A 24,134-nucleotide genomic window follows, 5' to 3' on the forward strand; every position below is an offset into this window, starting at 1 on the left:
AAACTTCGCTGACTATTCCCGCACCCGCTCGACGTTGGCCCCGAGGGACAGCAGCTTTTCGTCGATGTGTTCGTAGCCGCGGTCGATGTGGTAGAGGCGCAGGATTTCCGTGGTGCCTTTCGCGGTCAGGGCGGCCAGCACCAGGGCGGCCGAGGCACGGAGGTCGCTGGCCATGACGGGGGCCGCGCTGAGTTGCTTGACGCCGGTGATCACGGCCTTGCCGTCGCTGACCTGGATGTCGGCGCCCATGCGCTTGAGTTCGGCGCAGTGCATGAAGCGCTGCGGGAAGATGGTGTCGACGACGACGCTGGTGCCCGGCGTGGTGGCGAACAGCGCGGTCATCTGGGCCTGCATGTCGGTCGGGTAGCCGGGGTAGGGCTCGGTGACGATTTCCGCGGGCATCGGCGTGTCGCCGCGGAGGACGGTGCAGGCATCTCCGCTGTCGTTGAAGTGGACCTGATGGCCGGCCTTGCGCAGCACGGCGGTGATGGCCGCGAGGTGGCCCTCATGGACCCGGCGCAGGGTGACGCCCTCGCCGGCCAGGGCGGCGGCGGCCATGAAGGTGCCGGCTTCGATGCGGTCGGGGATGACGTTGTGGACGCAGCCCTTGAGCTTCGATACGCCCTCGATGGTGATCACCGGGGTGCCGGCTCCGGTGATCTTGGCGCCCATCGCATTCAGGAAGTCGGCCAGGTCGACGACCTCCGGTTCGCAGGCGGCGGAGGTGATGGTGGTGATGCCTTCGGCGAGGGTCGCGGCCATCATCACGTTGTCGGTGCCGAGCACGGTGGGGCCGTTGGTGCCGCAGAGGTCGATGGTCGCGCCGCGGAGGCCGTCGGGTGCTTCGAGGACGACATTGCCGCCGTCGATGGTGGCGGTGGCACCGAGTGCCTCGAGGCCGCGGATATGGAGGTCGACCGGGCGGTCGCCGATGACGCAGCCGCCGGGCAGGGCGACGACACAGCGGCGCTTGCGGGCGAGCAAAGGCCCCATCATGCAGACGGAGGCCCGCATGCGGCGGACGATGTCATACGGGGCGGTGTCGGAAATGTCGGCCGCAGTGACGCGGACGGTCCCGGAGAAGCGTTCCACGTCGGCGCCGAGGCCGGTGAGGATTTGCACCATGTAGTTGGTGTCGGAGACGTCTGGCACCCGGCGGATCACGCAGTCCTCATCGGTCAACAAGGTGGCGGCGAGGATCGGCAGCGAGGCATTCTTCGATCCGGAAATGGTGATGGCGCCGTGGATCGGGGTGCCGCCGTGAACGATGAGCTTGTCCATGAGGAATTGAGGATGGGAGATTGGAAATTGATTAATGGGCCAGGCCCGCCGGAGGGCTCTTCAATCCTCGATAATCAAGATGCAATCATCATTTGCGAGCGATCGGGAAGCGGGGGATGCCGGAAAGGTCCTTGAGAGTCAAGACGCCGGTCAGGGATGCCGCAACGAGCCGCTGCTCGACTTCCGCCGATTGGTCGATGCCGATTTCCAGGGCGAGCCAAGCCCCGGGGTTCAAATGGCTGGCGGCGGCTGGGACGAAGCGGCGGATGACATCGAGCCCGTCGGCGCCACCGAACAGGGCGAGGTCGGGGTCGTGGGTGACCTCCCGGGCCAGCGAGGGCCGGTCGCTTTCGGGGACGTAGGGGAGGTTGGCGACGATGAGGTCATACGACCCGCCGCCGAGAGCGGAAAAGAGATCGCTTTCAACGAAGTGGACGTTGGCAAGCTCCAGCGCCGCGGCGTTCTCGCGGGCGAGATCGAGGGCCGCGGGCGAGACGTCGGCGAGGGTGACCTGGGAGCCGGGAATTTCCGCGGCGAGGGTGAGGCCGAGCACACCGCTGCCGCAGCCCATGTCGAGGATGGCAGGATTGTCCGGCAGGCCGGCGTTTTTCAGCAACCACTCGGCGAGTTCCTCGGTCTCGGGGCGCGGGATGAGGGCGCGGCCGTCGGTCTTGAATTCGCGGCGGTGGAATTCGACGGTGCCGAGCAGATGTTGGAGCGGGATGCCTTCGCCGCGCTTCTTGAGCTGTTCGCGGAGCGGGGCGAGGTCGGACTCATCCAGCGGCTGGTCGAAGCGCAGGTAGAGATCCATCCGGGTGCATTGCAGCTGGTGGGCGACCAGCAGTTGCATGTTGCGGCGGGCGTCCTCGATGCCCTTTTTCGTGAGGTAAGCGGTGCCCTTGTCGAGGGTCTCGAGAACGGTGGTCATCCAGTGTGCGGAATTCGGGGATCTGACGGTGAGTTCAGATGAGGGAGGCGATGAAGTCGGTGAAGAAAGCGGCACCTTCTTCCAGGGCAGCGATCTCGATGAACTCGTCGCAGGTGTGGGCCTGTTCGATCGAGCCCGGACCGAGGCAAACGGAGGGCAGCCCGGCGGCGGAGAGATGGGCGGCGTCGGAAAACCACGGCGCGCCGACCGGCCGGGACGCAGGCCGGGCTTCCTGGATGCGGTGGATCCAGGGGTGGCTCGCGGGAATCTCCATCGGCGGGTTCTCATGGGGCTCGACGATTTCCACCGGCAGTCCGAGCCGTGCGATGGTGCTTTCGAGCAAGGCCAGCGCGCCGCCGGCATCGTGCAGGGCGGGGGTGAGGCGGATGTCGATCTCGGCGTCGGCCAGGTCGGGCACGATGTTGGGCCGCGAGCCGCTGCGGAAAACGCCGACGTTGATCGTCGAGCGGCCGAGCACGGGGTGGGTGAAGGTGGCGAGCTGGGCCGCCATTTCCCGCTCGAGGACATCGAGCGCGCGGGCGAGCTTCATCGCGGCGTTGTCGCCTTTTTCCGGCATCGAGGAATGGGCGGCCTTGCCGGTGGCACGCAGGGTGGCCCACAGCGAACCCTTGGTGGTGTGGACGATGTCGAGCGAGGTCGGCTCGCCGACGATGGCGAAGGCATAGTCGTGGGCGTGGTGCCGGGCGAAGTCCTTGGAGCCCCACTGGCAGGACTCCTCGCCCATGAAGGCGACGAAATCGACGGCCACGTCGAGCTTGGCGAGCATGGCGGCATTTTCCTTCAGCCCCCAGAGCATCGCGGCCATCGGGCCCTTGGTGTCGGAAGCGCCGCGGCCCCACAGCCGGCCGTCGCCGAGGATTGCGCCAAAGGGATCGATGGTCATGCTGCCGACGCCAACGGTGTCGAGGTGCGGGCCCAACAGGATCCGCGGGCGGCCGTCGCGCGGGGCGAAGCGGGCGATCAGGTTCGGCCGGCCGGGCTTGATCTCCTCGAGGGTGACATCGCCGTCGATGGCCTCGATCCAGCCCTGCAGGAAGGTCGCGATGGCGGCCTCGCCGGTGCGGTCGGTGCCCGGGGAGTTGTCCGGATTGACCGAAGGAATGCGGACGAGTTGTTGGAGAAGTTCGACGGGGCCGGTCACGGGGGGATTGGAGATCATCGGGACCCCGAGGTCCAACCCCGAACTCGGGAAGACGTCATTCCGCGACCCGCGGCACCTCGACCAGCAAGGGCGATGCGGCCAAATCCCCGGGCGCGACGACCGGCTCGTCGCGGGGCAGTTTGTCGACGGAGCCGTAGCGGCGCTTGATGACTTCCCGGACCTTCGGCGAGTCGAGTTGGTAGTCCTGGAAGTGGCGGGTCGGGCAGAGCTGGATGCCGGCCCGGTCGTAAACCTTCCAGACGAGTTCCGAGCAGTAGAGGGCGCCGTCCGCCCATTGGAACAGGTAGTCGTAATTGCGCCCGGACTGCTTGGCGGCCCAAGCCTTGGCCTCCGCGATGGCCTCCGGGCGCGGCGGATTCTTCAGCCGCCGGGCGTGGAAGGTCCCGGGCTGGCTGCGAGCGATGAAGGCTTCGACGGGGACGGCACGGACCGGTTGGACGGCCTCGAACACCATCAGCCGGCCGTCTTTCCGGAACACCACGCCGCAGTGGGTGTAGGGCGAGCCGGTGGCCTCGCGGATCGCATCGCTTTGACCGCCGGCATTGCCGTGGAAAACAATGTCGCCCTCCTGCAGGGCGTAAATGGCCTCGGGTTCGGGGTTTTCCCGGCCGGTCACGCTGGCGATGAAGATGCCGGCGGCAATGAGCGAAAGAAGCGCGGCCAAGGATTTCATGGTGCCACGCTAGAGAGGGTTCCGCGAATTGCCAATTCTTGTCTGCGCGGCATCGGACTTGGCGAAAAGGTAAAGCGGGTTTAATCATTGGCCGTGGCTGCCTCCAAACTCGACGAATATGGCCCCGGGGTCGCGCTGGTGCTGCGTTTGCAGCTCGGTGGATACTTCGTTTGGAGCGGCTGGATGAAGGTCTTCCACACCGGCCTCGACGAATTCACCCGGGCCGTCGGCAACTACAAACTGGTCGGCGAACCTTGGGATGCCGCGGTCGCCTACACGGTGCCCTGGGTGGAAATGGTGGTGGGGCTTTGCCTGGTGGCCGGCTTGTTCCGCCGTGGCGCGCTGCTGATCCTGGCGGGGCTGGTCGGGGTCTTCGCGGTCGCCGTGGGCCACGCGTGGAGGCAAAACCTGAACATCGCCTGCGGTTGCACCGGCAATCCCGACGGCACGCCGATGGACTACACGCTCAAGTTCGTCGAGTTCGGGGTCTATTGGCTGGTGATTGCCCTGATCTGGTTTCTCGGTCCGAAGGGCGACGGCCATGTCTTCGGCGGGACCCGCTTGAAACTGCCGGGCCGCTGAGACGGGTTGCAACGAAGGGGGGGCGCTGAGCGGCGGCTCCACTACAAAGGCATCGACCGCAGGCTCCCCGCCTGCCAAGCAAACGGATCGTGATTCACTCAAAACAATGTTTGACTGAATCATTCATTCAGTGGTGATTGGCGACATGCCGATTCTCAAAGCGGATTTGTCTGCCAAGCGTCTGAGGGAGCTCGCCGAGGCGGGGTTGGAGGTGTTTTGTCGCCAGGGCTTCCAACGGACCCAGGTGGCCGACGTGGCCAAGGCGATGGGGGTGGCGGTGGGGACCGTGTATCTCTATGTCGCCGGCAAGGAGGCGCTCTTCGATCTGGTCGTGCGCCATGCGTCGGCGGAGGACCCGGCGTGGCTCGAAGAACTGGAGATCCCGGTGGCGACGCCGCTGCCCGGTTCGACGGTGGACTTCCTGCGGGAGGTTTTCGACCGGACCGAGTGGCCGAAACTGGAGGCGGCGCTGGCCGCGGACCGCGCCGATGATCCCGCGGCGGAGCTTGGCGGGGTGCTCCGCGAGCAGTACGGGCTGATGCGCCGGCACCGCCGCGGGCTGCTGTTGTTGATGCGCTCCGCGCTGGAGTTTCCCGGATTGGCGGAGGTGTTCGTGATGGGGCTGCGGGCGAAGTTGCTCGATCATCTCTCCCGCTACGTCGCGTCGCGGGTGAAGGCCGGCCAGTTCCGCGAGCCGGAGGATCTTTTCGCCACCGTCGCCGTGGTCGCACAGACCATCGCCTGGGCCAACCTGCAACGTCCCCTTGACCCCGGACTCGCCACTATCAGCGAGGAAGCCGCCGAGACGGCGACGGTCGATGTCCTGGTCCGCGGACTTCTCGCCTGAAAACCGTCCGGTCATGAAAAGGCGTCTCCTTTTTCTCGCCCTGATCGCCACCGCCCGCGCGGATTTCGCGCTCCAGGACGGCGATACCGTGGCTTTCCTCGGCGACAGCATCACCGCGGCCCGCGGCTACACCAAGGTCGTCGAGCACTACACGCTGATGCGGTTTCCCGACCGCAAGGTCCGCTTCGTCAACGCCGGCGAAGGCGGGGACACGGCGTCGAAGTGCCTCGATCGCCTGCAGCGCGACGTCTTCGACCAAGGCGCGACCGTCGTGACCGTGGCCTTCGGTATCAATGACATCGGCTGGGGAACCAAGGCGGACGACGAGCACAAGCAGGCCTACCTCGATGGCATCCGCACGATCATCGGGCGCTGCCGGGAGAAGAAAGTGCGCCCTTTCATCTGCTCGCCGGCGGTCACGGAGGGCAATCCGGACAAAGCGGAGAAGGAATACCTGCAAACCATGGCCGACGAGGGCATGGCGCTGGCGAAGTCGCTGGGGGTGGAAACCATCGACCTCCAGCGCGGCATGCGGGAGATCCAGAGGAAGGTGATCGAGTCGAACAAGACCACCAAAGAGGAAGACCGGACTTACCTCCATGTGAAGGACGGCATCCACCTGACCGATTTCGGCCAGCTGGCGATGGGCTACGCGATGCTGAAGGGGCTCGGCGCACCGGAAAACGTCTCGGCGGTGACCCTTTCCGCCGGCGGGGTCGAGACGGACGGCTGCACCGTCAACGAGGTGGAGTGGTCGGCCGATGGCGTTGCTTTCACCCGTCTCGACGAGGGCCTGCCGCTGAACTTCGGGCCCTTCACGGCGCTGCAATACCGCTGGATCCCGGTGCCTGACGGGATCAATCGCTACCTGCTCACGGTGAGGGATTTGCCGGAGGGAGAATACGAGATCGTGGCCGGCGGCCGCTCGCTGGGGAAGGCTTCTGCCAGCGAACTCGCCCGCGGGATGAACATTTCCTCGCGCACCGGCAACGCCTGGTTTCCCGGCGGGCCATGGGACCTGCAGTCATGCGTGGTCAAGGAGCTGGTCGATGCCCGCGACAAGCTGTGGATGGGCGGCCAGCTGGCGAAGGACGACCCGGAGGTCGTCGCAGGCGTGAAGGAGCTCGACGACGAGATGGTCGATCTCCAGCGGCTCGCGGCGAAACCGCGGCCCTATCGTTTTGAAATCACCCGCGTGCCATGATCCGAGAAGCACCCTTGGTTACCGAGCCCTATCATTGGCTGATGGGCGGCGCAGCGTATTACGCCCAGCGCGCACCCTTGAAATGGATCCCCCGCTGGGCGGAAGACTACGGCGACGTCTACACCATCGGCTCGCGGCTCGGCAGCGCGACGGTGGTGGCGGATCCCGAACTCGCCCGCCAGGTGCTGGTGGAGAAATACAAACGCTATCTTGAGAAGGGCCGCTCGTATGCGGTGCTGAGGATCCTGATGGGCAACGGCCTGGTGACCAGTGCCGGCGAATTCTGGCGCGGCCAGCGCAAGCTGACCCAGCCGGCCTTCCACCGCCGCCGGCTCGACGCGATCTTCGCGATGATGGTCGAGCGCTCGCGGGCCTACGCCGCGCGCTTCGGCGGGGACGGGGCGGTCGACGTCGCGCCGATGTTTTCCCAGCTGACCTTGGAAATCATCTCGCGGGCGATGTTCAGCACCGACGTCGAGAGCGAGGCCGCGGAGGTCAGCCGTCACATCACGACCCTGAACGAGACGGCGCTGCGGATGCTGCGCCAGCCGTGGCGCTTCCTGCTGCCGCGGAAGTTCCCGACGCCGCTCACCGCCCGCGAGTTCCATGCCCGCCAGGACATGGACCGGATCGTCCACGGCATCATCGCCCGCCGCCGCAAGGGCGACGACAGCCATGACGACCTGCTGGGGATGTTCCTATCCGCCTGCGACGAGGAAACCGGCCGCGGCATGAGCGACGAGCAGTTGCGCGACGAGGTCATGACGATCTTCGTCGCCGGCCACGAGACCACCGCCAACGCGATGTGCTGGGTGCTGCACCTGGTGTCGACCCACCCGGAGGTGGCGGAAAAGCTTCACGCCGAGATCGACGCCGCCGGCGATGCGCTCGACCGCGGCGATCTCGGCGCCTTCCCCTACACCCGGCAGGTGATCGAGGAATCCCTGCGGATGTTCCCGACGATCTGGTCGGTCGGCCGGCGCTGCGTGGAAGATGACGAACTGGGCGGATTCCGCATCAAGGCGGGCACGACGCTGCTGATCCCGATCTTCCATTTCCACTCGAGCCCGCGCTGGTGGGACCGGCCGGAGAAGTTTGACCCCGACCGCTTCCTCCCGGACCGGCGGCCGGGGCCGGAGATTTACTTTCCCTTCGGAGCGGGCCCGCGGACCTGCATCGGCAACCACTTCGCCCTCCAGGAGCTGATCATCATGACCACCGCCTTTCTCAAGCGCTTGCGCGTGCTGCCCGATCCCGGGTTCAAGGTCGAACCGGACGCGCTGATCACGCTGAGGCCGAAGGACGGCATGATGCTTCGATTCGAGCCGCGTTGAGGTTGCCCGCCGTGCCCGGGATGCTAAAACCGGCGCATGCGATACCGTGAACGACTGCAGGCGAGGATTGAGAAGACCGGCTCCCGGCTGTGCGTGGGGCTGGATCCCCGGCCGGGCGACGGGGGTATCGAAGCGGTGCCGGATTTCCTCAAGCGGGTGGTCGACGAAACCTGGGAACACGCGGCCGCGTTCAAGCCGAACATCGCCTACTTCGAGGCCATGGGCCTGCGCGGGCTCGAAATCATGGAAAAGCTGCTCGGCGAGATGCCGGACGAAGTGCCGGTGATCCTGGACGCCAAGCGCAGCGACATCGGCGAGACCCAGAAATACTACGCTCACAGTTACTTCGCCCACTGGAAGGTCGATGCCGTCACGCTCAATCCCTTCCTCGGCTACGACTCGATCGAGCCCTTCCTCGGCTGGGAAGGGAAGGGGATCTACCTTTTGGCAGTGACGTCAAATCCCGGCTCGGCCGATTTCCAACGCCAGTCCCTGGCCGACGGCCGCTCCGTTTTCGAGCTGGTCACCGCGCTCGGCGAACGGGCGGCGGGACTGCCGACCGACGTCGGCTACGTCGTCGGCCTGACCAATGCCTCCGGCGTCCTCGCCAAGATCCCCGACGCGCCGCTGCTGGTGCCGGGTCTCGGGGCCCAGGGGGGCGACCTGGCCTCGCTCGCGGCAGCCGCCCGGTCCGCGCCGGACGTGATCAACGTGTCCCGCGGCGTGCTCTATGCCGACGACGGCGCGTCCTTCGGCGACCGCGCGAAGTCCTGGGCGTCGAGAATTTCACAGGCCTACGAAGAAGCGGTCGCGTGACCGCGAAGCCGCGCTAGCATTCCGGACCGATGCCGAACCCCGACTACCCCGCAACCGGAAAGGTGAAGACCCGATACTCGGGTTTGATGCCGCAGAAGGGCTGGCCGGGGCGGAACTACAAGTTCTTCCGGCACCGCATCGTCCCCGGCATGTTTTCAAAGCGGGGCGGGCTCGAGCAGGCTCCCGTGCTCACCGTGCCCGACGACGGCAAGGTCCGCGTCACCTGGGTCGGCCACGCGTCGTTCCTGCTGCAGTTCGCCGATCACTCGGTGATGGTCGATCCCAACTGGGCGCGATGGCACGGCTTCGTGAAGCGGCTGCGCGAGCCCGGCTTGCCGCTGAAGGCGATTCCGGAGCTCGACCTGGTGCTGGTCAGCCACGCCCACTTCGATCACCTCCACAAGCCCAGCCTCAAGGTCCTGCAAGCCCGCGAAGGCATCGTGGTGCCGCGCGGCAGCGGCTCGCTGGTGCGAAAGCTCGGGTTCCCCGCGGTCCACGAGGTGAAGGTCTGGGACGCCTTGTGCTTCGGTGAGATGAACGTCGTCCACACCCCCAGCCATCACTGGGGAGCACGTTATTTGCACGATACCCACCGCGACTACGGCGGCTACCTGATCGAGTCCGGTGGCAAGAGCGTCTTCCACTGCGGCGACAGCGCCTGGTTCGACGGCTTCGCCGAGATCGGCCGCCGCCACGACAACATCGACGTCGCGCTGATGCCGATCGGCGCCTACGACGCGCCGAGCGGCCGCGACGTCCACCTCAACCCCGAGGAAGCGGTGCGGGCCTTCGCCGAACTCGGCGCCAAGGTGATGATCCCGATGCACTACGGCACCTTCCCGCTGGGCAACGAACCGATCGGAGAACCGGTCGAGCGGCTTCTGATGGAAGCCGACCGGCTGGGCATCAGCGAGCGCATCCTGATCCCCGAAGAGGGGGTGGGGATCGAATGGTGAGCGCGCGGGCCTCATCTTTGCAGTCTTACTTTCTGATTAAAGTGCCGCAAATGAAGATTCAGGGCTTGTCCGCAACCTGATTGGGAGATTGCTTGTCGCTATCCATGAGAGCTGGTCCGAAAGTTCTGCCATTCTATCTGACCCTATCCCTGACCATTTCGGGGCTGGATGGTGCGGTGACGGACCCTGTTGGTTATATCGACAACTGGCTGGTCGCGGGGAAAAAGGGCTCGCTGCCGCTTCCCTTGGCTCACGCATATACCAAGCTCGACGATGTTGTTGCATCGGGGGTGTCCGCGCCGGGAGAAAGCTTCGTTGAATACTCCACGGATCTCCCGGGTGATCTCCTTGGTCCCTCCGGAAGCGCCTGTCTCGATATCAGGTCGGGAGCGGGCTCAGGCCAGTCGTTGCGCGTGACCGGATTTAGTGGGCGACGGGTTATGTTCGAGGGTAGCCCGATGTTTGAGATCGAACCGGGCACGAAGGTGGGGGTCCGCCCAAACTGGAGTCTGGGAGCCCTGTTCGGTTCGCCACCGACCGCGGATATTCTCCAGGGGGACTCGGTCGAGGAAGCGGATGTAATCGGACTGCAGGACCCTGCCACCCAGACGACGCGCGAGTTTTTCTTCAAAAGTGGCGAGGGCTGGCGCGAGGTCGGCCATGAAGAAGAGGGCGACCGATCGGCAACGGCGGTTCCCTACCGTTCGGCGGTGCAGTTCTTCCGCAGGACCGCGCCTGATCTCTCCTTCGTGCAGGTCGGAACAGTGCCGATGTACGACTCGCCGCAACATTGGGTGAAGGTCTGGCCGGGGCGCAATCTCCTGACCACGCCGTTTAGTCCCGCGAAGAAGATCGGTGAGTTGCTGGTGCCTGCTTCACTGGTGTCTGGCGGGTCGGCTCCACATTCCGACTCATTCCGCGTCGTCTCCGAGGATGCCGAGCTGTCACCCATCATCTACCATCATCAGTCGCGCGGCTGGACCAGTGTCGGTGGTGGTGCCACTCCGGCGGCGGAAACTCCGTTCGATTTGTATACCGTGCTGGACTTCCAGCGGGTCGGGGAGGTGGGCTTCCTGCGCTTCAACACCGATTTCTTGTCGAATCAGTCGGTGTCCGGGAGGCTGTCGGTGGCAGAGCAGGTGGTCCCCATCGACCCCGAACTTTCCGATTTTACTTCGCAGAGACTCGGATGGCGCAGCGAACCGGGTGCGACCTATCAAGTTCAAGTCCGGCCATTGGAAAGCAGCCTCTGGAATGATCTGGGGGCGCCGGTGGTGGCAGATGGTGAAGTCACCCTCGCCCGATGCGCCCCGGAAGGGCGTGGAATCTTTCGCATTGTCGTCCGATGAATCGCAGTCACCTGTTTCGCCCGTTTGCAGGGCTGCTCCTGGCCGCCGCGCAGCCTTTGTCTGCATCCGTCGCGGTGGTGTCGAACCTCGAGCAGCCTGGGGACACCTCGACAGCGTTGCGGAGTTCCGACGGAGCATTGTTGCCCTCGGGCTGCCCGGCGCAGCTGGTGACATTTCCCGGCATGACCGGGCAGGAGGTGGGGGATTTGGCGGCCGGTGGTTGGTCTGCGTTGATGGAGATCGCCGACCCGTTTGGCACGATTGCAACGATCAGCGAAGGCAGCGGGGAGTCGGGAACGATCGAGTTCCAATCCGAATCCCCGCTTTCGGAGTCCTTGTCAGGGCTTTATTTGATGGTTTCGACCGGCGATGCTTCCGAGGTTTTGGTTCTCAGTCTTCCGATAACGATCCCGGCCGATGATCTGGCGGGGCCCGCCCCGGTGATTTCCATTCATCTCGATCAGGCCACGGTGGTGTTCGGTCAGACGAGCGACCAAGGATTTTTCACAGTGGTGGCACCGGCGGTCCAGGTGCCGGGATATGAGACATGGATCCTTGAGCAACTCGGCGAAGCGTCGCTTGAAGCCGATCGCGCCCCCGAAGCGGATGCGGACCGGGACGGAATTGCGAACCTGATGGAGTATGCGACCGGTTCCCTCCCCGGCGTCGGCGAGTCGCGGACCGATCTGCGTCTGCTGCCGTCAGGTTCTGGAACGTACGTCCTGCAGTACCTCCGTCGGACCGATGATCCTTCGTTGGTCTACTCGGCGGAAGAGGCCGAAACGGGCTCGGTATTCACGTGGGTCCCACTCGCGGGTTCGCCCGTCACGCTCGATTCCTTGCCGGCCCCGGAGTTTTACGAATGGGTCGAACAGCCGCTGTCGCCCGGTACGACCGGTTTCGCCCGCCTGAAGGTCGAGCAGTTGTTGGAGGTCGATTGATTACCGGCGGTTCGCTCCGAGTGCTTATCGAACGCTGCGCCCTGTCATGGGTTCGGATTTCGGCCCGCCAGCCACTCGACTGCATCGAGTTCACCTGACTTGCGTGATACGCGGAAATACTCCCTGCAGAGTTCCGGTGATGACCGGTCAAGTAGCTCATAGGCTTCGCTGCCGGATTTGTTCATTTCAGCCTCCCTCTGGCTGAGTTGTTCCAAAAGGCGGCGGCTGGAGGTTTGCCCGTCGATTTGAAAATCTGCCGGCAAGTTTTGCAACACCACGGACTCCAGGGAAATCAACGAGCGCTCAATATTGAGAGATCGGGAAGAGGAATGCTTCAGCATGTCGATCAAGTTCAGGGCAACCGACGCCTTCCGTGCCAGTTGCTCGGGATCCCCGCCTTCGACGGCCCGCAAGGCCAAGCCTCCGACAATCCCGTGTAGCTTTTTGGTCCACGCGTCGCCAGTTAGAATCAGGCCGCGTTCGATCTCATCGCTGCCTTCGGCTTTCCACGCCTGGTCTTGGGCCTCCAAGATTTGATCCCGAAATCCATCGAGTTGGTCGAGACCCGCAGTTTGGGAAAGCAAGAGCTCACCTGCCTCGGAATCACCGGCGCGGAAGTTGGATTCTGCCGCGATGATGTAGCCCAATGCATCATTCGGAGCGAGCTTGATCAGGCGCATCGCATAATCCCGCTGGATCTCGCTTTGGCCCGACATCAGTGCCAAGGACGCTGCGGCAATGGGACTCTCTTCCGACATCTCGTCCAATCTTCCGGCGATTCTTTCATCCGGGTTCAGCGAATAGACGGCAGCGAGGGTGGGGGCATCGTCCCAGTTGTCTTCCACAAAGCCCGCGATTTTCGCGAGATCGAGGTGTTTGCCTCCTGCGCTGCTGGCCCGGAATCCGAATCCAATGCCGGAACGGGCGCTTCGATCGCGAGACCCGGTGTCATGGAATTGTCCGGTACTCACCGGTGCTGTTGCCTCTTTGTCCCTGTCAGGAGTCCTCGGCCGGCCGGTTCGCAGGAATGTGACGGAAGGATCGATGAGCGCGAGGATGCCAAGAAATACAAGCAACGAACACACAATGGCGCCCCAGGCCATTGAACGAGCCTTTGATTCCTTCATGGCGTTTTGAACGGCTCGAGGACATCCTGGAGGTGCTTTGAAACCATCGCCGGCTCCAGTTCGTTCCACATTGGATTCATGCGTGGGTCAGGGGGATCCGTCCAGGCATCCAGCTTTGGCTTCAACTCGGCGATGAGCGCCGGATCATTCGACGTCCGCGAAGTTGAGGCCATGAGTCGGACGAGTGTCACTTGACTCGTGTATTCCTTCGCTTCCGGGGTAATGAATTGCGCGAACCCTCTGCCGTTGTCGATTTTTTCCAACATTGCTTGAAGCGCCTCAATCCGCTCGCGTGGATCTTGTTCGACTTCAGGAGCCTTCCTGAGCGCGGCAAGCTGCGATTCATAATAGAACTTGCTGTCCAGCGCTGAGGTTACCAATCCAAGCTTCTCACGCTCTCCCAGGCTCGCCTGATGGTTCGCAAGGCACTTTGCTGCTCCTTCCCCGTAGCCGTGAAATTCGGCGGATGTCAGGGCGGCCTTCTTCAATTCTGCGGCTTCTTGGAACCGCCCTTGCTTCTCGAGGGCGTTCGCCAGGACCAGCTTGGCGTAGCCGTTGTCCGGCTGAAGCGCCGCCAGCTTCTGTGCCCAGCTGAGGGCTTCAAATGGCGTGGAAACACCGAGGGAGAGGATGTAGCATGCGTCCGGGTTGTCAGGGAACTTCTTCAGTTCTGCGAGGATCGCTGGCTGGGACGTGGTTCCAAGGTAAGTGACAATCCAAGCTTCCGGACTATAGCCGGCGGCCTCGAGGAAGTCCTCGAAGTCCTCAGCTGTGGCCGGATGCTTCCCGTCATAGATCTCGTTGAGTCTCGGGTCGATCGCGCGCCGGCTTCTCGCGCTTGTCTCCCTTCCGCCGGACAACTTGAGACGTGCCGATTCCAATAAGCCAGCTGCTCCCCCGGCCGAGTGGCCGCCAAGCCAAAAGAAGATGAGGATCAGAAGAATGACGATGATTGAAGATGCAATAATTGCCGCCTTTTTCACTCTGCATCAATTGGTTGTGTTTCTCCGTGGATGGTTGGCTTTAAATTAAAGCCAACGGCGTTCTCCTTGCATTTAATGATTCGGAGATACTCGTTGCCATCCATCTTTTAGGCATCCTCATGCCATGCGTCGTGATGAGATCAGGTCATGACCGGGCCTCGACCGCCGGTGGAACCCGGGTCGCTGGCATTGCCTCCCGGGTGAAACTGGCGGATGCTTTCCCGGATGCTTGAAAGTCCCTACTTCCTGCCCGGCGCACTCGGCCTGCTGGCTGCGCTCCAGATCATCCTGCTGATCGCCCTGCTCCGATTGTCGGCGAAGGTGTCCCGCTTGTTCCGGCTGATCGCCTCGCCGGTGCCGCCGGCGAGCCAGGAACTGGCGGACCGCAAGGAAGCGGGCCAGGAACAGAGCCGGCGCTTCGAGGAATTCCTCGCCGAGGACCCGGGCCGGCGGGACTTGCCGAAGAAGGAGCAGTTCGCGGCCTTCCGGCGCTGGCGGGACGAAAGGGGCCTGAATTGGAAAAATCCGGGAGACTCCGCGTGATCCTTTAAAGCGCAAGGGGGCCGGCGGAATTTTTGGGTCTCTAGCGGTTTTTCCGGTTGCCAGCCGGGGGCCGGTTTGCAAACTCGGCCGCCGCGCCGGAACACCTACCTGAAGGCGCTTCGAAAGAGCTTGTGAAAAATTTCACAAGCGCCCTAAATCGCCCCGCCGAGCACTCCGACGCCTCTCCGTCATGGCTAATTTTTTCCCGCGCTGGACCAATTTTCTCCCTCTGAAGATCGCCGTTTGTGCGGGTGCCGTGGCCGGTGGCGCGGTGCTGGCTTTCACGTATTACGCGACTCCGAAGACCCTCGACGCCGGGTATCAGCCGTCGCAGCCGATCCCGTTTTCGCACAAGATTCACGTCGATCAGCTGGGGCTCGATTGCCGTTACTGCCACTCTTTCGTGGATGTTTCGGGCCATTCGAACGTTCCCGGCAACAACACCTGCTGGAACTGCCACCAGCACGTCGCCAAGGACAGCCCGAAGCTGCAGCCGCTGCGCAACCGGATGGACCCGACGCTCGAGCATCCGGATTTCGGCAAGCCGATCGAATGGGTGCGCATCCACAAGCTGGCCGACTACGTGTATTTCAACCACTCGGCCCACGTGAACCGGGGGATTTCCTGCCAGAGCTGCCACGGCCAGATCAACCACATGGAAGTGGTCTACCAGGAAAACAGCCTGTCGATGGGCTGGTGCCTTGAGTGCCACCGCGCTCCGGAGAAGCACCTCCGCCCGCTTGAGGAGGTTTTCAACTTGAATTACAGCGACGCGGATGTCGCCAAGTACAGCAAGGACGCCGGGGTGAAGACCACCGAGGACCTTGGCCTGAAGCTGAAGGAGCACTGGCAGATTTCGCCGAAGACCTCCTGCGCGACCTGCCACCACTGATTTCCACCGTTTTTCTGACTTCCTGCCTGCCTATCCGCCCATGAGCAAACGCATCTGGCAACACCCCGAGGCTTCCGCCGACGACAACACCGTCTCCTGGCGTGGCGTCGGTCAGCTTGAGGATACCCCCGCTTTCCGCACCTGGCTGGACCGCGAATTCCCCCAAGGGGTTGCGGAAATGTCCGGTGAGGACGACCTGGAAACCTCGCGCCGTTCGTTCCTCAAGCTGATGGGTGCATCGACTGCGCTCGCCGGCTTCGGTATGGCCGCCTGCCGCCGTCCGGAAAGCTACATCGTGCCCTACAACAAGGCGCCCGAATGGGTCATCCCGGGCAAGGCGACCTATTACGCCTCGAGCATGCCGCGCGCTGCCGGCGCCACCCCGCTGGTGGTGACCACGTTCGAAGGCCGCCCCACCAAGCTCGCCGCCAACACGCTCCACCCGGACGCCTCCGGGACCGATGCGTTTGCGCAGGCTTCGGTTCTCGATCTCTACTCGCCGTCGCGTTCGCGGACCCTGCTGAAGCAGGGCAAGCCGGGATCGCGCGACGAACTGGCCGTGGTCTTCGCCGAACTGGCCGCCGACGCTTCGGCCAAGGTCGGATTTGTCTTCGGCCGCGACGTCTCGCCGACCCGCAGCCGCCTGGTGAAGGAGCTTGCCGCCAAGTTCAGCGCGGCGAAGTTCTACGCCTACGAAGCCTTCGAAGGCAGCGCCGACAAGGTGCTCGGCAACGGTGTCCGCCAGGTCGCCGACTTCTCCAAGGCCGACCGCATCCTTTCCCTCGATTGCGATTTCGCGTCGCTCGATCCCCAGGGGCCCACCGTACCGTTCTTCGTCCGTCGCCGGCCTGAGGGCAAGGGCTACGACAAAAAGGCGGACGCCGCGTCGATGAACCGCCTCTATGCGGTCGAGAGCGCCTTCTCGATGACCGGCGGCATGGCCGATCACCGTCTGCGCGTGGCGCCCAGCCAGTTGCTCGGTGTCGCGGCCCAGGTCGCCCGCAAGCTCGGCCTGAACGGACTGGTTTCGAACGTCGCCCCGATCACCGACGCCAAGCAGTTGGAGTGGATCAATGCCATGGCGGATGACCTCCAGGCCTCCGGCGGCAAGTCGCTGGTTTTGGCCGGCTCCCGCCTCCCGGAAGCGGTCCAGGCGCTCGCGCTGGCGATCAACGACAAGCTCGGCAACATCGGCGACGACAAGCCGCTGCGACTGGTCCGCACCGAAGCGCAAGACCTCGGCGATCTCGCCCAACTCCAGGCCGACCTCGACGGCGACGTGGTGGAGACCCTTTTCCTGCTGACTCCCGCCAACCCGGTGTTCGACGCCCCGGCCGACGCGGAGTTCGCCGCTTCGCTGGCCAAGGCCAAGACGGTCATCCACCTCGGACCCCGCACCGATGCGACCGCGCTTGCATCGACCTGGCACGTCCCGGCGGCCCACTACCTCGAAAGCTGGTCCGACGCCCGCACTTCCAGCGGGGTTTACACGGTCGTCCAGCCGATGATCCTTCCGCTCTACGACGCCTGCGCCAGCGAGTTGGAGCTTCTTTCCGCCCTGTTGTCCGATGACGGCAAGCTGCTCACCGGCGAAGGCGAGGAAGGCAAGGCTTCGCCCGCCTACGACGCCGTGAAGAAGACCTTCGAGGCGATCGGCGGCAAGGGCAGCGAACCGTGGAAGAAGCTGCTCCGCGACGGATTCCACGCCAGCTCCACCTATGAGACGGTGGCTGCCAACGTTCCGTCCGCTCCGGTGGCCGCGGTCCCGGAGGCGAAAGGCTACGATGTGGTCTTCTCGACCGATGCATCGGTCTTTGATGGTCGCTGGATCGACAATGCCTGGCTCCAGGAAGCCCCGGATCCGATTTCCAAGATGACCTGGGACAATGCCGCGCTGATCGCGCCGCAGACCGCCAAGGACATGGGCATCTACGACGAGATCGTCGCCCTCGAAACCTGGAACAGCTCGACTGGCCCCGACGGGGAAGGGGAGCACCGGACCGGCCCGATGATCAAGGTCTCGGTCGGCGGCAAGGAGCTTGAGATCGCGGTGATGATTTCCTTCGGCCAAGCCGAGAACACCATCGTGATCCCGCTCGGCTACGGCCAGGGCTTTGACAAGGAGGACGAGTTCGACCGCGGTGCCAAGGACACGGGAACCGTGGGCCTGGTCGGGGTGAACACCGGCTTCAACGCCTACCCGCTGCGCACGGCCGCGACTTCCTACTTTGCCACCGGCGCCACCGTCGCGAAAACTGGCCGCCGCTACCCGATCGCCTGCGTCCAGGAGCATCACGCGATGTATGGCCGCGCGCTGGCCCGCGAGATCTCCACCATCGACTCCGGCGATCACAAGGGCGACTTCGAGGAGCAGCTTCACAACGTGAAGAAGCAGGGCATGGACGCCCACGCGCCGAAGAACATTTCGCTCTACAAGACCGAGGGTAAGGACGGCAAGCCGCACCTCAGCGACCCGCTCCACCAGTGGGGGATGACGATCGACCTGTCGTCGTGCATGGGCTGCAACGCCTGTCTCGTCGCCTGCCAGTCGGAGAACAACATCCCGGTGGTCGGCAAGAGCCAGGTCGCCCGCGGCCGCGAAATGCACTGGATCCGCATGGACCGCTACTATGCGCTGCCGGGCGGCAACCAGGGCGAGAAGGAGAACGACAAGATCTTCGACCCCGGCAACCCGGCGCTCGTGCCCCAGCCGGTGGCCTGCGTGCAGTGCGAAAGCGCTCCCTGCGAAACCGTTTGCCCGGTCAACGCCACGGTGCACACCGAGGACGGCCTGAACGCGATGGCCTACAACCGTTGCATCGGCACCCGCTACTGCGCGAACAACTGCCCTTACAAGGCGCGCCGCTTCAACTTCTTCGACTACAACAAGCGCAACCCGCTGGTCGCCCACAACCTCTACCGGGGTCCCTTCGGCGAGAAGCAGGTCGGCGAGGCACCGCACCTCCAGCGCAATCCGAACGTCTCGGTCCGCATGCGCGGTGTCATGGAGAAGTGCACCTACTGCGTGCAGCGCCTCAAGGACGCCAAGATCCGCCAGAAGCGCGGCCAGAAGCAGGAGGCGCTCGCCGCCGGCAAGCCGTCGACCGAGATGACGGTCAATACCCACACCCTCCGCATCCCTGCGGACTCGGTGAGGGTCGCCTGCCAGGAGGCTTGCCCGGCCGACGCCATCGTCTTCGGCAACCTTCTCGATTCGGACTCGACGCTTCGCAAGATCCGCAGTGAGGACAATCAGCCGGTGCTCGAGCGGAACTACGACCTGCTCCAGTACATCGGCACCAAGCCGCGCACCAGCTACCTCGCCCGGGTGAAGAACCCGAACGAAAAGATGCCCGACGCCGCCTTCATCGGCAAAGCCACCATCCACATGCACTGATCCCGGTCAGTCCATCCCGTCACCTGCCCATTTCCTGATCATGGCCACCGCCACCGAACACGCTCCGAGCCCGAGCCGCCAGGGACCGAAACTTCCGGTCCTCGAGCGCGAGAAGCTCATCCTGAACGGCCGCTCCTACCACTGGATCACCGAGCGCATCTGCGGAGTGCTTGAGAACCGCCAGCCATTCCTCTGGTGGTTGCTCTTCATCCCGAGCGCCCTGATCGCCATGATCGGCGTCGGTTTGGGCCTGACCTACCTGGTCTCGACGGGGGTCGGTGTCTGGGGCATGTCCAACCGCTCGTTCTGGGGCTGGGACATCACCAACTTCGTGTTCTGGATCGGTATCGGCCACGCCGGAACCCTGATTTCCGCGGTCTTGTTCCTGACCCGCCAGAACTGGCGGACGTCGATCAACCGCGCCGCCGAAGCGATGACCATCTTCGCGGTGATGTGCGCCGGCATCTTCCCGGCCTTCCACGTCGGCCGTGTCTGGATGGCCTGGTTCCTGGCCCCGATCCCCAACGCCAATGCGATCTGGCAGAACTTCAAGTCGCCGTTGCTGTGGGACGTGTTCGCGGTCTCGACCTACTTCACCATCTCGCTGATCTTCTGGTACCTCGGCATGGTGCCGGACCTCGCGACCATCCGCGACCGCTGCAAGCCGGGCCTGCGCAAGATGCTTTACGGGATCTTCGCGATGGGCTGGCGCGGCGGCAACCGCCAGTGGAGCCACTACGAAATGGCCTACCTGCTGCTGGCCGCCCTTTCGACCCCGCTGGTGCTTTCCGTGCACTCGGTCGTGTCCTTCGACTTCGCCACCTCGATCGTCCCCGGCTGGCACACCACCATCTTCCCGCCCTACTTCGTCGCCGGCGCCATCTTCGGTGGCTTCGCGATGGTGCTCACCATCATGGTTCCGGCCCGCACGCTCTACGGCCTGCAGGACCTGATCACCATGAAGCACATCGACAACATGGCGAAGATCATCCTGCTGACCGGCACCATCGTCGGCTACGCCTACCTGATGGAGCTCTTCGTGGCCTACTACTCGGGTGCGAAGTATGAAATGGACGCCTTCAAGTTCCGCATCACCGGTCCCTACTGGTGGGCCTACCTGGCGATGATGTCCTGCAACGTGCTGTCGCCGCAGTTCTTCTGGTTCAAGGCCTGCCGCGAGAACCTCTGGGTCGTCATGGCCGTCGCCATGTGCGTGAACGCCGGCATGTGGTTCGAGCGCTTCGTGATCATCGTCGGCACCCTCGGCCGCATGTTCCTGCCGGGCGACTGGAAGACCTACAGCCCGAGCTGGGTCGAGATCGCGCTCTTCGTCGGCACCATCGGCATGTTCCTGGCGCTGTTCCTCCTCTTCCTCCGCTTCCTGCCCTGCATCAACATTGCCGAGGTGAAGTGGACCCTGCGCGAATCCGACCCGCATTTCGACGACCATCACGATCATCCCGACCACGGCGCCGCCGTCGAGCCGGCCTACCAGCACGAGCTTCATTCCAAAGACGCCGCGGAAGCCAAGGCCTGACCGGGTATTTGGCACTTCGAACTTCAATCCTTGGAACTTTCCCAACAGTGAGCACCACCCGCAAACGCGTCTACGGCTACCTTGCCGAATTCCCCAGCGCCTCCGCCCTCTACAAGGCGGCTGAAAAAGTGCGCGATGCCGGCTTCCGCAAGTGGGACTGCCATACCCCCTATCCGGTCCACGGCCTCGACGGCGCGATGGGCATGAAGCGGTCGATCCTGCCGTGGTTCGTCTTCTTCGGCGGCATGCTCGGCACCTGCACCGGCTTCGGGCTGGCCTACATCACCCAGGTGGACATCTACCCGACGGTCGTCCAGGCCAAGCCGGCGAACATCTTCACCGTCCCCGCGTTTTTTCCGATCATGTTCGAGCTGACGATCCTGTTCTCGGGTTTCACGACCCTGTTCGGATTGCTCGCGCTGATGAAGCTGCCGCGGCTCAACCACCCCTTGTTCGCAAGCCGCCAGTTCCACCGGGCCACCGACGATGCCTTCTTCGTCGCGATCGAGGCCCGCGACCCGAAATTCAGCCCCGACGGCACCCGCCAGTTCCTCGAGGACATCGGCGGCAAGAGCATCGAACTCGTCGAAGAAGAGGACTGATCCTCGCGCACCCCTTTCCGATTTCCCGCAGTGAAATACTTCTTCCTCGCCTACGCGATCATCGCAGCACTCTTCATCGGCCTGATGCCGACGAGGGGAGCGAAGTCCCCGAACGCCCCCATCCGGTTGTTCCCGGACATGGATGAGCAGGACAAGCTCAATGCCCAGAAGCCGGACGAGTTCTTCGCCGACGGCCAGGGCTCCCGTCAGCCGGTCGCCAACACCCAGCCGCTGGGTTTCAACGCGGAAGGCCTCGCCGAGATCGGCGGCATCCCCGAGCCTGAATTCGGCGGTGGCACCGGCTACTACGCGACCGGCGGCATCGACGGTTACTTTGCCAACGGCATGCCCGGGGAAATCGGCCTTGATGACGAGAACGTCGCCGCATTCCTCCACCGCGGACAGGAAGCTTTCGACATCAACTGCGCGATTTGCCACGGCAAGTCCGGCGACGGCCTGGGGATCACCGGCCAGTTCGGGGTGCCCGGCATCGCCAATCTGACCCAGGACACCTACGGCCAGGCCGCCTATCCGGATGGCCGCCTCTTCGACGTGATTTCCAACGGCAAGGGCAACATGGGCGGCTACAAGCACAATGTCGCCCTGCGTGACCGGTGGGCGATCGTCGCCTACGTCCGCGCTCTGCAAACCGCCCGCAAGGCTCCCTACGACGCCGTCAAGGAAGCCTTCGACAAAGGAATCGCCGCCCAGGCCCAGTAATCTCCCGCTTTCCCCACCGAAATGGCACACCACTTCGTCACCTCAGCCGACATCCCGGTCGACGGCGAGCGTCTCGTCAACACCAAGGTCGAGTCCGCCAAGCGCGTCGCCGGCGGCGCCGCCGCCCTGCTTGGCCTCGTCAGCGCCTACCTGCTGTTCCTGGCCCCGGACGCGATCACCGCCCAGTTCGCCTACTCCTGGCTGTTCGCCTTCTTCCTGTTCTTCACCCTGGCCCTCGGCGGCTGCTTCTGGACACTGCTTCACAATGTCTCCAACTCGGGGTGGGGGACCTCGGTCCGCCGCGTGATGGAGAACCTCGGCTCGGTGTTCCCGTTCATGGCGATCTTCGCGATCCCGCTGGCCTGCCCGATGGTGCAGAAGTGGCTTTATGAGTGGATGAACATCCACGGTGCCGCGGCGAAGGCCCACGACGCGGGCTATTTCGATGGCTTCCTCGCGGGCTTCTACGGCAGTGACTCGATGAAAGCGGCGCTCGAGGCCGACCATCAGGCGCTGTTGGTCAACAAGCTCTGGTACATGAACAAGTTCGCCTGGTACGTGCGGTTCGTGTTCTACTTCGTCGGTCTCGGCCTGGTGATCCGCGCGCTGCGCAAGTTCTCCGTCGCCCAGGACACCGATCCGAACCCGACCACCAAGAACCTTTTCAAGGCCCGCTACCACTCGACCTACACGCTGATCATCTTCGCGATCACCATCACCTTCGCCGGCATCGACCTGCTGCAGGGGATGAAGTACGACTGGTTCTCCACCATGTGGGGCGTCTACCTCTTCGCTGGTGCCGCTCTCAACTCGATGGCGGTGATCATCATCACCTGCACCCTCCTGCAGAAGGGTGGTTACCTCAAGCGGGTCACCGGGCCGGAGCACTACCACATCATGGGCAAGCTGCTCCTCGCCTTCACCATCTTCTGGGCCTACATCGCCTTCTCCCAGTTCTTCCTGATCTGGTACGCGAACATCACCGAGGAAACCTCGTGGTACCTGATCCGCAACACCGAGGGCTGGAACACCGCCAGCATCGCCCTCGTGTTCGGTCACTTCGTCATTCCTTTCGTGATCCTCCTGCAGGCCTGGCTGAAGAAGAACCCGAAGCTCCTCAGCATCATGTGCGTCTACACCCTGGTGATGCACGTGCTCGACTACTACATCATCGTGATCCCCGAGCGTTCCGTTTCGCTCTGGGCGATGGCCAACCAGCACGTTCCCGGTGCCGAGAGCTTCGCCAACGTCACGACCTCCGTCCCGGGTGCCTTCTGGTATGACATCCTTGCCTTCCTCGCGGTTGGCTCCGGATTCGTCTTCTTCTACCTCCGCGCGCTGACCCAGACCGCCGTCTACCCGCACCGCGACCCCCGCATCCTCGAATCCGCCAACGTCTCGAACTGACCGGCACTTCGAACCCCGACCTTTTCTCCTGATGTCCTCTACCAGCGACAATCCCTTGGTCCGTTTCGCCGCCTTCTGGTGGGGTCTCGGCGTCTTCTCGCTCTTCGGCGTGATCCTGCTCGCGATCAAGCTCTTCACCGGCAACGACGACTCGGTCAATCCGCTCGAGGAAGCCGTGGCTGCCAAGCGCTATGACGCCCGCGCCGCGGTCGATGCCGCGCAGGCCGCCAACCTCGGCTACAAGGAAGTCGAGAAGGGCAAGGTCGTGCAGGTCCCGCCGACGGACGTTTTCGGGCTGCTCGGCAAGGAACTGGTCGCCGCGAAGCCGGCTGCGGTTGAAAAGCCGGAACAGATCGTCCCGGGCTCCGACCGCCAGTTGGCGGCTGCTGACGCCCCGCCGTCGGACTTCGGTGCCGTCGATGAAATGACTCCTGCCGCCGACGCGGAGATCGATCCCGCCGTGATCGAAGCCGGCAAGGCCCAGTACATGGCCGCCACCTGCTTCGTCTGCCACGGCATGAACGGGGAAGGGGGCCCGCTTGCCCCGCCCCTCGCCGCTTCCGATTGGGTGACCGGTCCGGTTTCCAACCTGATCCGCATCCAGTTCCGCGGCCTGATGGGTCCGATCACGGTCAGCGGCAAGGAATACAACCTGCCCGCCCCGATGGCTCCGCTCTCCCAGCAGACCGATGAGCAGGTCGCCTCCGTGCTGACCTACATCCGCAACAGCTTCGGCAACAAGGCTTCGGCCGTGCTGCCGGAACAGGTGAAGATGCTCCGCTCCGAGGTCGGCAAGCCGATGCTCACGGCGGACGACCTGATCAAGCCCTGA

The 24,134-nt window shown here is 64.0% G+C and carries 22 protein-coding genes; 16 read left to right on the top strand and 6 right to left on the bottom strand.

What is annotated here, in order from left to right; all coding sequences use genetic code 11:
• Window positions 1-12: 12 nt before the first annotated feature.
• From murA to IG178_RS20355, 4 genes are all read right to left on the bottom strand, one after another.
• On the bottom strand, window positions 13-1,281 hold the full coding sequence (gene murA / locus IG178_RS20340; protein WP_193214425.1) for a UDP-N-acetylglucosamine 1-carboxyvinyltransferase: 1,269 nt from the start codon (window positions 1,279-1,281) through the stop codon (window positions 13-15).
• An 88-nt stretch (window positions 1,282-1,369) separates the two neighbouring features.
• Window positions 1,370-2,209, bottom strand: a complete 840-nt coding sequence (prmC, locus tag IG178_RS20345; protein ID WP_193214426.1) for a peptide chain release factor N(5)-glutamine methyltransferase — start codon at window positions 2,207-2,209, stop codon at window positions 1,370-1,372.
• Window positions 2,210-2,243: 34 nt separating this feature from the next.
• A complete protein-coding gene (locus IG178_RS20350) occupies window positions 2,244-3,371 on the bottom strand; it encodes a M20 family metallopeptidase (RefSeq protein ID WP_343226024.1) in 1,128 nt (375 codons plus the stop codon).
• 55 nt (window positions 3,372-3,426) lie between these two features.
• The gene (locus tag IG178_RS20355; protein ID WP_193214428.1) at window positions 3,427-4,065 is read right to left on the bottom strand and encodes a YiiX/YebB-like N1pC/P60 family cysteine hydrolase; all 639 of its coding nucleotides are present in this window, start codon (window positions 4,063-4,065) and stop codon (window positions 3,427-3,429) included.
• A 93-nt stretch (window positions 4,066-4,158) separates the two neighbouring features.
• Between IG178_RS20355 and IG178_RS20360 the strand changes: the two genes are divergently transcribed.
• The 8 genes from IG178_RS20360 to IG178_RS20395 all read left to right on the top strand — a co-directional run bounded on the left by IG178_RS20360 (window position 4,159) and on the right by IG178_RS20395 (window position 12,094).
• Window positions 4,159-4,647, top strand: coding sequence for a MauE/DoxX family redox-associated membrane protein (locus IG178_RS20360; protein WP_193214429.1), 489 nt, complete (start codon window positions 4,159-4,161; stop codon window positions 4,645-4,647).
• 145 nt (window positions 4,648-4,792) lie between these two features.
• Window positions 4,793-5,494: a TetR/AcrR family transcriptional regulator gene (locus IG178_RS20365; protein ID WP_193214430.1), complete on the top strand. Its 702-nt coding sequence runs from the start codon at window positions 4,793-4,795 to the stop codon at window positions 5,492-5,494.
• A gap of 13 nt (window positions 5,495-5,507) precedes the next feature.
• Window positions 5,508-6,698: an SGNH/GDSL hydrolase family protein gene (locus IG178_RS20370; protein WP_193214431.1), complete on the top strand. Its 1,191-nt coding sequence runs from the start codon at window positions 5,508-5,510 to the stop codon at window positions 6,696-6,698.
• Window positions 6,695-8,032: a cytochrome P450 gene (locus tag IG178_RS20375; RefSeq protein WP_193214432.1), complete on the top strand. Its 1,338-nt coding sequence runs from the start codon at window positions 6,695-6,697 to the stop codon at window positions 8,030-8,032. The genes IG178_RS20370 and IG178_RS20375 overlap by 4 nt, the downstream gene beginning before the upstream one ends.
• Before the next feature lie 36 nt (window positions 8,033-8,068).
• Window positions 8,069-8,848: an orotidine-5'-phosphate decarboxylase gene (gene pyrF / locus IG178_RS20380; RefSeq protein ID WP_193214433.1), complete on the top strand. Its 780-nt coding sequence runs from the start codon at window positions 8,069-8,071 to the stop codon at window positions 8,846-8,848.
• A gap of 29 nt (window positions 8,849-8,877) precedes the next feature.
• Complete coding sequence (locus IG178_RS20385; protein WP_193214434.1) at window positions 8,878-9,804, top strand: MBL fold metallo-hydrolase; 927 nt, start codon at window positions 8,878-8,880, stop codon at window positions 9,802-9,804.
• 104 nt (window positions 9,805-9,908) lie between these two features.
• Window positions 9,909-11,153, top strand: coding sequence for a hypothetical protein (locus tag IG178_RS20390; RefSeq protein WP_193214435.1), 1,245 nt, complete (start codon window positions 9,909-9,911; stop codon window positions 11,151-11,153).
• The gene (locus IG178_RS20395) at window positions 11,150-12,094 is read left to right on the top strand and encodes a hypothetical protein (protein WP_193214436.1); all 945 of its coding nucleotides are present in this window, start codon (window positions 11,150-11,152) and stop codon (window positions 12,092-12,094) included. Before IG178_RS20390 ends, IG178_RS20395 begins: the two co-directional genes overlap by 4 nt.
• A 44-nt stretch (window positions 12,095-12,138) precedes the next feature.
• Here IG178_RS20395 and IG178_RS20400 read toward each other — a convergent pair whose 3' ends face one another.
• Together IG178_RS20400 and IG178_RS20405 are read right to left on the bottom strand one after the other, a co-directional pair.
• Window positions 12,139-13,221 carry a hypothetical protein gene (locus IG178_RS20400; RefSeq protein WP_193214437.1) on the bottom strand — a complete coding sequence of 361 codons (1,083 nt, stop codon included), beginning with the start codon at window positions 13,219-13,221 and terminating at the stop codon, window positions 12,139-12,141.
• On the bottom strand, window positions 13,218-14,204 hold the full coding sequence (locus tag IG178_RS20405; RefSeq protein ID WP_193214438.1) for a tetratricopeptide repeat protein: 987 nt from the start codon (window positions 14,202-14,204) through the stop codon (window positions 13,218-13,220). Before IG178_RS20405 ends, IG178_RS20400 begins: the two co-directional genes overlap by 4 nt.
• A 225-nt stretch (window positions 14,205-14,429) precedes the next feature.
• Here IG178_RS20405 and IG178_RS20410 point away from each other — a divergent pair, with 225 nt between their 5' ends.
• From IG178_RS20410 to IG178_RS20445, 8 genes are all read left to right on the top strand, one after another.
• A complete protein-coding gene (locus IG178_RS20410) occupies window positions 14,430-14,747 on the top strand; it encodes a hypothetical protein (RefSeq protein ID WP_193214439.1) in 318 nt (105 codons plus the stop codon).
• A gap of 190 nt (window positions 14,748-14,937) precedes the next feature.
• The gene (locus IG178_RS20415; RefSeq protein ID WP_193214440.1) at window positions 14,938-15,639 is read left to right on the top strand and encodes a cytochrome c3 family protein; all 702 of its coding nucleotides are present in this window, start codon (window positions 14,938-14,940) and stop codon (window positions 15,637-15,639) included.
• 40 nt (window positions 15,640-15,679) lie between these two features.
• Window positions 15,680-19,036 (top strand): TAT-variant-translocated molybdopterin oxidoreductase, encoded by a 3,357-nt coding sequence (locus IG178_RS20420; RefSeq protein ID WP_193214441.1) that lies wholly within the window; start codon window positions 15,680-15,682, stop codon window positions 19,034-19,036.
• A gap of 40 nt (window positions 19,037-19,076) precedes the next feature.
• Window positions 19,077-20,573: an NrfD/PsrC family molybdoenzyme membrane anchor subunit gene (gene nrfD, locus IG178_RS20425; protein WP_193214442.1), complete on the top strand. Its 1,497-nt coding sequence runs from the start codon at window positions 19,077-19,079 to the stop codon at window positions 20,571-20,573.
• A gap of 47 nt (window positions 20,574-20,620) precedes the next feature.
• Window positions 20,621-21,175, top strand: a complete 555-nt coding sequence (locus IG178_RS20430) for a quinol:electron acceptor oxidoreductase subunit ActD (RefSeq protein WP_193214443.1) — start codon at window positions 20,621-20,623, stop codon at window positions 21,173-21,175.
• Window positions 21,176-21,205: 30 nt separating this feature from the next.
• On the top strand, window positions 21,206-21,895 hold the full coding sequence (locus IG178_RS26250; RefSeq protein ID WP_193214444.1) for a c-type cytochrome: 690 nt from the start codon (window positions 21,206-21,208) through the stop codon (window positions 21,893-21,895).
• A gap of 21 nt (window positions 21,896-21,916) precedes the next feature.
• Complete coding sequence (locus IG178_RS20440; RefSeq protein WP_193214445.1) at window positions 21,917-23,302, top strand: hypothetical protein; 1,386 nt, start codon at window positions 21,917-21,919, stop codon at window positions 23,300-23,302.
• Window positions 23,303-23,333: 31 nt separating this feature from the next.
• The gene (locus tag IG178_RS20445) at window positions 23,334-24,134 is read left to right on the top strand and encodes a c-type cytochrome (protein ID WP_193214446.1); all 801 of its coding nucleotides are present in this window, start codon (window positions 23,334-23,336) and stop codon (window positions 24,132-24,134) included.

The sequence above is a fragment of the Neoluteolibacter marinus genome (assembly GCF_014904755.1).
Taxonomy (GTDB): Bacteria; Verrucomicrobiota; Verrucomicrobiia; order Verrucomicrobiales; family Akkermansiaceae; genus Haloferula; species Haloferula marina.